We start from the raw sequence: 8,729 nt of genomic DNA, 5'->3' as shown, positions 1-8,729 counted from the left end.
ACGGCGACCTCTTCCACCGGATCGAGGCCGTGGCCGTCACCGAGGCGGGCATCCGGGTCCTGGACCTGACCGAGCAGCGGGTCCGCGATGCCGTCCGTGCCGCCGAGGACGCGCTGACGCTCTACGACTCGCCGGTGGCGTGCGACTACTGAGTCTCGAGCGAGAACCCCGACTAGAACCCCAGCGGCGCGTCGCGCAGTGCCGCGACGGTGGCGGCGGGCCCGTCGAACGTCAGCCCGACCACCTGCTTGCGCCCGAAGAGGAACAGCGCCACCTCGCCGACCGGACCCGAGACGATCGCGGGCCGGTCGCCGCGTCGCAGCGTCACGGTGCGGTTGCCGTCACTGGCCACCACCGGCACCCGGGCGGGCCGGACCAGCCCGCGACCGATCGTCGTGAGCGAGCGCCATAGCTCGGCCTCGTCGCGGGCGTCCAGCGGCCGCGACGCCCAGTCCGGAGCCGCCCGGCGGATGTCCTCGTGGTGCACGAAGAACTCCATCGTGTTGACCATCCGCTCCACGGCGCCGATCCGCACCGGGGCCGGCGGCGTCCGCAGCGTCTCCACCAGCTCCTCGAACGGCCGTCGAGCCAGCGCCGCGGAGGCCCGGTCGACCAGTCCGGACAGCGCCGGCACCAGGATCCCCGGCGCCGCCCACGGCCGGCGCTCGCGCACCAGCAGGTGCACCACCAGGTCTCGCACGGTCCAGGAGCCGCACAGCGTCGGGGCGCTCGGGCCGACCGTGAGGGCGAGATCGCACAGCGCGCCCCGCTCGCGGCGGGCGAAGGTAGTCACCCCCACACTGTAGGCAAGGGGCATCCGGCCGGGACGACGGCCACCGATGCGCACCAGGATGGGAGAATGTCGGCGTGACCTTGGACCAGCAGATCGCCGCGCGCCTCAAGCGCACCTCCGACGGGCTCGTGCCGGCGGTGGTGCAGCAGTACGACACCGGCGAGGTGCTCATGCTCGGCTGGATGGACGACGAGGCGCTGGCCCGCTCGATCGAGACCGGGCGGGCGACCTACTGGAGCCGCAGCCGGCAGGAGTACTGGATCAAAGGCGAGACCTCCGGTCACCGGCAGTGGATCAAGGAGATCCGGCTCGACTGCGACGGCGACACCCTCCTGCTCAAGGTCGACCAGGAGGGCGCGGCCTGCCACACCGGCGACCGGACCTGCTTCGACGCCGACCTGATCCATGGCTGAGCCACGTCGCTCCGGAGCCCGGCGTGCCTTCTGGCCCACCGTGCTGCTCGGGGCGGCCGGGGCCGGCCTGGCGGCGTACGCCGGCGCCCACCACTGGATCACCCTCGACACCCGGCAGTCGTTCACGCCGGTGGAGCAGACCGGTCTCGACAGCCCGGCCACCACCGCCCTCGCGCTGGTCTCGCTGGCGGCCTGGGGGGTCTTCCTGGTGACCCGTGGGTGGGTACGTCGTGCGCTCGCCGTCCTGGCCGCTGTCGCGGCCCTCGCCCCGATCCCGACGGTCTGGACGACCCGGCACGACCTGCTGGCCGACCACGCCGGCGCGACCGCCAACGGCTGGCCCTGGGTGGCGCTGGTCGGGTGCGTGATCGCGGTCGCCGCGGCGGTGGTCGCCGTACTCCAGGCACCGCAGTGGCCCGAGATGGGCAGCAAGTACGACGCCCCGACCGGGCCGGTCGTGACCCGTCGGCCGGTCCAGGAGCAGAGCAGCCTGGAGTTGTGGAAGTCTCTGGATGAGGGCCAGGACCCGACCTCCGACCAGGACTGAATAGACTGACCTCCGCATCAGCCCGGAACACCACGAGGAGCCACGCATGTCCGACAACCACGGCAACACCCCGGCCGCCTGGAGCGCTGTCGCCGTCGCCCTGATCGGTTTCGTGATCGGCTCGGTGGGCCTCATGCTCAGCCCGATCAACTACGTGGTCTTCTACATCGGCGTCGCGGTCGTCGTCGTGTCGGGTGTTCTCTTCGTCGTGCTGTCGAAGCTGGGCTACAACGTCGAATCACACTGAGAACGCCGGGGAGGCCTGATGTCGGTACTCGACGACATCGTCGCCGGGGTCCGTGAGGATCTCGCCGCTCGACAGGCGACCACCGGCATCGCCGACCTCCGTGCCGCGCTGGCCGACGTCGACCCGCCGCGCGACCCGATGCCGCACTTCCGCGGCGCGGGCAGCAGCGTCATCGCCGAGGTCAAGCGCAAGAGCCCGAGCAAGGGACGCCTCGCCGAGATCGACGACCCGGCCGGCCTGGCCAGCAGGTACGCCGCCGGTGGCGCCGCCGCGATCAGCGTGCTGACCGAGCGGCGCCGCTTCGGTGGCAGCCTGGACGACCTGCGGGCGGTGCGCGCCGCGGTCGACGTACCGATCCTGCGCAAGGACTTCATCGTCGACGCCTACCAACTGGTGGAGGGTCGCGCGGCCGGCGCCGACCTGGCGCTCTTGATCGTCGCGGCGCTGCCCGGCGACCAGCTCCGGCGGCTCCACGACGAGGCCCGCGAGCTCGGCCTCACCGTGCTGGTCGAGGTGCACGACGAGGCCGAGACCGAGCGCGCCGTCGAGCTCGGCGCCGAGCTGATCGGCGTCAACGCGCGCAACCTCAAGACCCTGGCAGTCGACGACGACACGTTCGGCCGGCTCGCCCCGCGGATCCCCGACGACCGGGTCAAGGTCGCCGAGTCGGGGATCTTCTCCGCCGCCGACGTGCAGCGCTACGTCGACCAGGGCGCCCGGGTCGCGCTCGTCGGCGAGGCCCTGGTCAAGGACGGCGACCCCGAGACGGCCGTGAAGAGCATGACAGGACTGGTCCGATGACGACCCACCTGAACGAGACCACCAGCTTCGACGCCGACGCCCTGGGCTGGTACGGCGGCGCGGCGGACGGCTTCGGCGGCCGCTTCATGCCCGAGGCGCTGGTCAAGGCGCTCGACGAGCTCGGCGCCGCGTGGGCCGACGCCAAGCAGGACCCCGCGTTCATGGCGGAGTTCGACGCGATCCTGCGTGACTACGCCAACCTGCCCAGCCCGCTCTACCACGCCACCCGACTCTCCGAGCGGCTCGGCGTGCGGGTCCTGCTCAAGCGCGAGGACCTCAACCACACCGGCGCCCACAAGATCCGCAACGTGCTCGGCCAGGCGCTGCTGACCCGTCGGATGGGCAAGACCCGGGTCATCGCCGAGACCGGAGCCGGCCAACACGGGGTCGCCAGCGCGACGGCCGCGGCGTACTTCGGCCTCGACTGCACTGTCTACATGGGCAAGGTCGACACCGAGCGCCAGGCCCTCAACGTCGCCCGGATGCAGTTGCTCGGCGCCGAGGTGATCGCCGTCGACACCGGCAGCGCGACCCTCAAGGACGCGATCAACGAGGCGTTCCGCGACTGGGTCGCCAACGTGGACCACACCGCCTACCTGTTCGGCACCGCCGCCGGCCCGCACCCGTTCCCGACCCTGGTGCGCGACCTGACCCGCGGCATCGGCGACGAGGCGCGGGCGCAGTGCCTGGAGCAGTACGGCGTCCTGCCGCACGCGATCGCCGCCTGCGTCGGTGGCGGCTCCAACGCGATCGGCCTGTTCACCGCGTTCCTCGACGACCCGCAGGTGCGTATCTACGGCTTCGAGGCCGGCGGCGACGGGGTCGCGACCGGTCGCCACGCCGCCACCATCTCGGCCGGCGACCCGGGCGTGCTGCACGGCGCGCGCACCTACGTGCTGCAGGACGAGGACGGCCAGACTGTCGAGTCGCACTCGATCTCGGCCGGCCTCGACTACCCCGGGGTGGGGCCGCAGCACGCCTGGCTGGCCAAGAGCGGCCGGGCGACGTACGAGGCGGTCAGCGACGCCGAGGCGATGGACGCGCTGGCGCTGCTCTCGCGCGCCGAGGGCATCATCCCGGCGATCGAGTCGGCCCACGCGGTCGCCGGCGCGATCCGGTTGGCTCCGCGACTGCGCGAGGAGATCGGCCCGGAGGCGACCATCCTGGTCAACCTGAGTGGGCGCGGTGACAAGGACATGGGTACGGCGATCGAGTGGTTCGGACTCGGCCGGGCCGGGGCCGACGGCACGCCGGCGCAGGCCAGCGACGCGCAGATCGCGGAGGGCGCGAAGTGAGCACCAGCGGCGCCTTCGAGGCGGCCCGCGCCGAGGGGCGAGCCACGCTGGTGGGCTACCTGCCCGCAGGCTTCCCCGACGTCGACGGCGCCATCGAGGCGATCAAGACGATGGTCGCGGCGGGCTGCGACGTGATCGAGATCGGGCTGCCCTACAGCGACCCGGTGATGGACGGCCCGACCATCCAGGCAGCCGCCCAGCAGGCGCTCGACGGCGGCGTGCGCACCCGGGACGTGCTGCGCACCGTGGAGGCAGTCGCGGCCACCGGCGTACCGACCCTGGTGATGACCTACTGGAATCCGATCGACCGCTACGGGGTGGAGCGGTTCGCCCGTGACCTGAAGAACGCCGGGGGCGCGGGGCTGATCACGCCCGACATCACTCCCGACTACAGCCAGGAGTGGATCGCCACCGCCGACGAGCACGGGCTGGACAAGGTCTTCCTGGTCGCGCCCAGCAGCACCGACGAGCGGATCGCGATGACCACGCGCGCCTGCCGCGGCTTCGTCTACGCCACCGCGGTGATGGGCGTGACGGGTGCCCGGACCACCACCTCCGACCTGGCCGGGCCGCTGGTGGAGCGCACCAAGGCGCTCGGCCCCTCAGACCTCCCCGTCGGCGTCGGCCTGGGCGTCAGCAACGGTGCCCAGGCGGCCGAGGTGGCCGCGTTCGCCGACGGCGTGATCGTGGGCAGCGCCTTCGTCCGGGCGGTCCTGGACCATCCCGGCGACCCGCGTGGCTACCTGGGCGCGCTGACCCGGCTCGCCGAGGACCTCGCCGCCGGCGTACGCGGGAACGTGCATGCGTAGAGTCCTCGTCGCCGTGCTCGTGGCGGTCGGCCTGACGGCCGGCGCGTGTGGCGGCGGTGGCAGTGCGGACCCCAAGTTCTACGGCATCACCCACGACGCCTACCAGGTGCTGCCCGACCCGCTGACCGACACCTCCGGCAAGCCGTTCTCGCTGGTCGACGACACCCACAAGCCGCTGACGCTGGTCTTCTTCGGCTATACGCACTGCCCCGATATCTGCCCGATGGTGATGTCCTCGCTGGCCAGCGCGTTGACCCGGCTCTCGGACAGCGACAAGAGCAAGGTGCAGGTGGTCTTCGTGACCACCGACCCGAGCCGCGACACGCCCGCCGTGCTGCGCAGGTACCTCGACCGCTACAACAAGGCGTTCATCGGCCTGACCGGCCCGATCGACGAGATCTCCAAGATCGCGCTGCCGCTGGCGGTGTACGTTGCCCAGGGCCAGAAGCTGCCCAGCGGCGGCTACGACCTCAACACCCACTCCACCCAGGTCACCGCGATCGGCGCCGATCACAGGGCCCGGGTGCTGTGGGACATGGACACCTCCTCGGCGCAGTTCGCCTCCGACATCCACACCCTCCTGCAGAAGGCCTCATGATCGCGCTGTCGATTCCCAGCCCCACCCACGGCGCGATCGACCTCGGTCCGATCCCGATCCGTGGTTACGCCCTGTGCATCGTCGCCGGCATCATCGTCGCGGTGTGGCTCTCCGAGCGCCGCTGGGCGGCTCGCGGTGGCAGGTTCGGGCAGATGCAGGACATCGCCCTGTGGGCGGTGCCGTTCGGCCTGGTCGGGTCCCGGCTCTACAGCCTGGCCACCGACTCCGACCGCTACTTCGGCGCCGGCCACCCGTGGTGGCAGCCGTTCGCGATCTGGCAGGGCGGCATCGGGATCTGGGGCGCGATCGCCCTGGGCACCGTCGGCGCCTGGATCGGCGCTCACCGGATGGGCATCCGGATGCCGGCGCTGGCCGACGTGGTCGCCCCGTGCCTGCTGGTGGCGCAGGGCATCGGACGCTGGGGCAACTGGTTCAACCAGGAGCTCTACGGCAGGGCGACGAGCCTGCCGTGGGGGCTGAAGATCTACCAGCCGCACTGGCCGACGTCGGTGGGCAGTACGACGATCACCGTGCCCCGTGCCGACATGCACGACGTGCCCGCCGGCGGCGTACCGGACGCGCAGACCTGGGCCACCTTCCACCCGACGTTCCTCTACGAGTGCATCTGGGACCTCGCGGGCGCGGGCCTGGTGCTGTGGCTCGACCGGCGGTTCAAGCTGGGCCACGGCCGGGTGTTTGCGCTCTACGCCATGGTCTACACGGTCGGTCGATCCTGGATCGAGTACCTCCGCGTGGACTCCATCGAGCACACCTATCTCGGCCTGCGGCTCAACGACTGGACCTGCCTGGTGGTCTTCCTCGGCGCTCTGGTCTACTTCGTGGTCGCCGGGCGCAAGCGCCCCGGCCGCGAGGAGAGCGTGTACGTCGAGGGCCACGAGCCGAGCGAGCCCGAGACCGAGAACGCCGCCTGAGCCGCAGCCGGGCCCCGCTCGAGCGGCCACAGTGCCACCCCAGGTAACCCCGAGGACGCACGCGTTCACAAGGTGGTAACCTGTGCTCATCGCGCGGGCCAATGCCGTCCCCTGCACCTGCCATTGCCGACCCAGCACGGCGCGCGCACCATGGAACTCCGGTGAGGAGTCCCAGCGCGCTCCTGCCCCGACAAGGACGGGAGAGCCCAGTGCCCTACGAGCACTCATTCCCCACCCCGCAAGGGTTGTACGACCCGCGATTCGAGAAGGACGCCTGCGGCGTCGCCTTCGTCGCGACCCTGACCGGCACCGCCACCCACGAGATCGTCCAGCAGGGCGTCACCGCCCTGGTGAACCTGGACCACCGTGGCGCCGCCGGAGCCGAGACCAACTCCGGTGACGGTGCCGGCATCCTGATCCAGGTCCCCGACGCGTTCCTGCGCGCCGTGGCCGGGTTCGAGCTGCCCGTCAAGGGCTCCTACGCCGTCGGCACGGCGTTCCTGCCCGGTGACGAGGAGCACGTCGCCAAGACCCGCCAGCACATCGAGCTGCTCGCCGCGGAGGAGGGCCTGGACGTCCTCGGCTGGCGCGAGGTCCCGGTCGCCCCGGACAGCCTCGGCGCCACCGCCCGCGCGGTGATGCCGACGTTCAGCCAGCTCTTCGTGGCCGCCCGCGGCGGCGTCACCGGGATGGCGCTGGAGCGGCTGGCGTTCTGCCTGCGCAAGCGCGCCGAGCACGAGACCGACGTCTACTTCCCCTCGCTGAGCAGTCGCACCCTGGTCTACAAGGGCATGCTGACCACCAGCCAGCTCGGCGAGTTCTTCCCCGACCTGCGCGACGAGCGGATGGTCTCGGCGATCGCGGTGGTCCACTCGCGCTTCTCCACCAACACCTTCCCGAGCTGGCCGTTGAGCCACCCCTACCGGCTGATCGCCCACAACGGCGAGATCAACACGGTGATGGGCAACCGGAACTGGATGCGGGCCCGGGAGGCGCTGCTGGCCTCCGACCTGATCCCCGGCGACCTGAGCCGGCTCTACCCGATCTGCACCCCGGGCATGTCGGACTCGGCCAGCTTCGACGAGGTCCTCGAGCTGCTGCACCTCGGCGGCCGCAGCCTGCCCCACGCCGTGCTGATGATGATCCCGGAGGCGTGGGAGAACCACGGCGAGATGGACCCGGCGCGCAAGGCGTTCTACGAGTTCCACTCCTCGCTGATGGAGCCCTGGGACGGCCCCGCCAACGTGGTCTTCACCGACGGCAGCCAGGTCGGCGCCGTCCTCGACCGCAACGGGCTGCGCCCCGGTCGCTACTGGGTCACCGAGGACGGTCTGGTCGTCTACGCATCCGAGGCCGGCGTGTTGGACCACATCGACCCCGCGAAGGTCGTGCGCAAGGGCCGCATGCAGCCGGGCCGGATGTTCCTCGTCGACACCGACGAGCGCCGGATCATCGAGGACGACGAGATCAAGGGCGAGCTCGCCGGCGAGCAGCCGTACGACGAGTGGCTGCACGCCGGGCTGATCCGGCTCGAGGACATCCCCGAGCGCGAGCACGTGATCCACACCCATGCCTCGGTGACCCGCCGCCAGCAGGTCTTCGGCTACACGGAGGAGGACCTGCGGGTCATCCTGGCGCCGATGGCCAACACCGGCGCCGAGCCGATCGGCTCGATGGGCACCGACTCGCCGGTCGCGGCGCTGTCGAGCAAGCCGCGGATGCTGTTCGACTACTTCGCGCAGCTGTTCGCGCAGGTCACCAACCCACCGCTGGACGCCATCCGGGAGGAGCTGGTCACGTCCCTGTCCGGCACCATCGGTCCGGAGTCGAACCTGCTCGACCCCTCGCCACGCTCCTGCCGCCAGGTGGTGCTGCCGTTCCCGGTCATCTCCAACGACGACCTGACCAAGATCCGGCACATCAACCGCGACGGCGACATGCCCGGCTTCATCACCCACGTGGTGCGCGGCCTGTACGACGTCGAGGGCGGCGGCGCCGCGATGGCGCGCCGGCTCGACGAGATCTGCGCCGAGGTCAGCCAGGCGATCGCCGACGGGGCACGCATCATCGTGCTCTCCGACCGGCACTCGACCGCCGAGCTGGCGCCGATCCCGTCGCTGCTGCTCACCGGCGCCGTCCACCACCACCTGGTCCGGGAGAAGACCCGCACCCAGGTGGGGCTGCTGGTCGAAGCCGGCGATGTGCGCGAGGTGCACCACGTCGCCCTGCTCGTCGGGTACGGCGCGGCCGCGGTCAACCCCTACCTCGCCATGGAGTCGGTCGAGGACCTCGCC

General features: G+C 71.4%; 11 protein-coding genes. 10 read left to right on the top strand and 1 reads right to left on the bottom strand.

Annotation, left to right across the window (positions count from 1 at the left end; all coding sequences use genetic code 11):
* Positions 1 to 152: hypothetical protein (locus VHA72_RS16555; RefSeq protein ID WP_524538581.1), on the top strand; the 152-nt coding region annotated here is incomplete at its 5' end.
* Between the two features lie 20 nt (positions 153 to 172).
* On the opposite strand, the gene VHA72_RS07135 is transcribed toward VHA72_RS16555, so the two are convergent.
* Complete coding sequence (locus VHA72_RS07135; RefSeq protein ID WP_325573751.1) at positions 173 to 793, bottom strand: TIGR03085 family metal-binding protein; 621 nt, start codon at positions 791 to 793, stop codon at positions 173 to 175.
* Positions 794 to 867: 74 nt separating this feature from the next.
* On the opposite strand from VHA72_RS07135, the gene hisI reads away from it, so the two are divergent.
* From hisI to VHA72_RS07090, 9 genes are all read left to right on the top strand, one after another.
* Positions 868 to 1,206 (top strand): phosphoribosyl-AMP cyclohydrolase, encoded by a 339-nt coding sequence (gene hisI, locus VHA72_RS07130; protein ID WP_325573750.1) that lies wholly within the window; start codon positions 868 to 870, stop codon positions 1,204 to 1,206.
* A complete protein-coding gene (locus tag VHA72_RS07125; protein WP_325573749.1) occupies positions 1,199 to 1,753 on the top strand; it encodes a Trp biosynthesis-associated membrane protein in 555 nt (184 codons plus the stop codon). The genes hisI and VHA72_RS07125 overlap by 8 nt, the downstream gene beginning before the upstream one ends.
* 46 nt (positions 1,754 to 1,799) lie before the next feature.
* Positions 1,800 to 2,000 (top strand): HGxxPAAW family protein, encoded by a 201-nt coding sequence (locus VHA72_RS07120; RefSeq protein ID WP_325573748.1) that lies wholly within the window; start codon positions 1,800 to 1,802, stop codon positions 1,998 to 2,000.
* A gap of 18 nt (positions 2,001 to 2,018) precedes the next feature.
* Positions 2,019 to 2,801, top strand: coding sequence for an indole-3-glycerol phosphate synthase TrpC (trpC, locus tag VHA72_RS07115; RefSeq protein ID WP_325573747.1), 783 nt, complete (start codon positions 2,019 to 2,021; stop codon positions 2,799 to 2,801).
* On the top strand, positions 2,798 to 4,096 hold the full coding sequence (trpB, locus tag VHA72_RS07110) for a tryptophan synthase subunit beta (protein WP_325573746.1): 1,299 nt from the start codon (positions 2,798 to 2,800) through the stop codon (positions 4,094 to 4,096). The genes trpC and trpB overlap by 4 nt, the downstream gene beginning before the upstream one ends.
* Positions 4,093 to 4,905 (top strand): tryptophan synthase subunit alpha, encoded by an 813-nt coding sequence (trpA, locus tag VHA72_RS07105; RefSeq protein ID WP_325573745.1) that lies wholly within the window; start codon positions 4,093 to 4,095, stop codon positions 4,903 to 4,905. Before trpB ends, trpA begins: the two co-directional genes overlap by 4 nt.
* Positions 4,898 to 5,503 carry an SCO family protein gene (locus tag VHA72_RS07100; RefSeq protein WP_325573744.1) on the top strand — a complete coding sequence of 202 codons (606 nt, stop codon included), beginning with the start codon at positions 4,898 to 4,900 and terminating at the stop codon, positions 5,501 to 5,503. Before trpA ends, VHA72_RS07100 begins: the two co-directional genes overlap by 8 nt.
* Positions 5,500 to 6,435, top strand: a complete 936-nt coding sequence (gene lgt / locus VHA72_RS07095; protein ID WP_325573743.1) for a prolipoprotein diacylglyceryl transferase — start codon at positions 5,500 to 5,502, stop codon at positions 6,433 to 6,435. Before VHA72_RS07100 ends, lgt begins: the two co-directional genes overlap by 4 nt.
* 209 nt (positions 6,436 to 6,644) lie before the next feature.
* The coding region (locus VHA72_RS07090; RefSeq protein ID WP_325573742.1) for a glutamate synthase central domain-containing protein at positions 6,645 to 8,729 on the top strand (2,085 nt) is incomplete at its 3' end.

The sequence above is a fragment of the Nocardioides sp. genome (assembly GCF_035547795.1).
Classification (GTDB): domain Bacteria; phylum Actinomycetota; class Actinomycetes; order Propionibacteriales; family Nocardioidaceae; genus Nocardioides.
This window is presented reverse-complemented; position numbering and strand designations above follow the sequence as displayed.